Genomic DNA, 707 nt, shown 5'->3' on the forward strand with positions numbered 1-707 from the left:
GAATGCCGCAACGCGTCCGGAAGCGTTTTGATCTTCGCTGTCAACGCCTCACGCATCTGCTCTGCCTTGTAACCATCGGGCAGGTGAACGAGCATCGTGTAGTTGGTGCTCCGCTCCACCAGGGTCCCGATGGCGCTCCGATTACCCTTGCCAATAATCAAGTCCCCTTCCCAGTGACCTGGTACGGCGCGGTCTTCTGCCTCGGGCGGACGCTGGGAAATGTTGATCATTTCCGGGATCCGGTTCTTGCGCTGCCCGGTCTTGCGAGACGGCCTGCGCACGGCTCGTCCGGTGCGTAAGCACGCGGTCAGATCCCGGTTCAGGGCACCTCGGGACTGGATATACAAGGACTGGTAAATGGTCTCGGGTGACACCCGCATCTCCGCTTGGTCGGGGAACTGGACGCGCAGTCGTCCTGCGATCTGTTCCGGTGAATACTTCTTGGCAAGATCGTCTTCTACTTTCGCACGCAAGAGAGTATTCGTGTGGAGTTTGGCCGGTTTTGGCCGGCTGGCCCGCTCGTAGGCAAGCACATGAGCGGTGGCTGCCCGATAACGGGTGCCGGTTTTCGTGTTGCGTTTCAATTCCCGGGATACCGTCGAGGCAGAACGGCCGATAACCTCCCCGATCGCTCTCATCGACCGGCCTTGGGCGTGGAGGATCGCGATCTCCTCGCGTTGGGCGAACGTCAGGCACCGTCCCTTCAA

General features: G+C 60.4%; 1 protein-coding gene. It reads right to left on the reverse strand.

Annotation, left to right across the window (positions count from 1 at the left end; genetic code table 11):
• On the reverse strand, window positions 1–707 hold a 707-nt coding region (locus AC6CHO_RS17210; protein WP_498216703.1), incomplete at both ends, for an IS30 family transposase.

It is taken from the genome of Glutamicibacter sp. GQ173 (assembly GCF_059759215.1).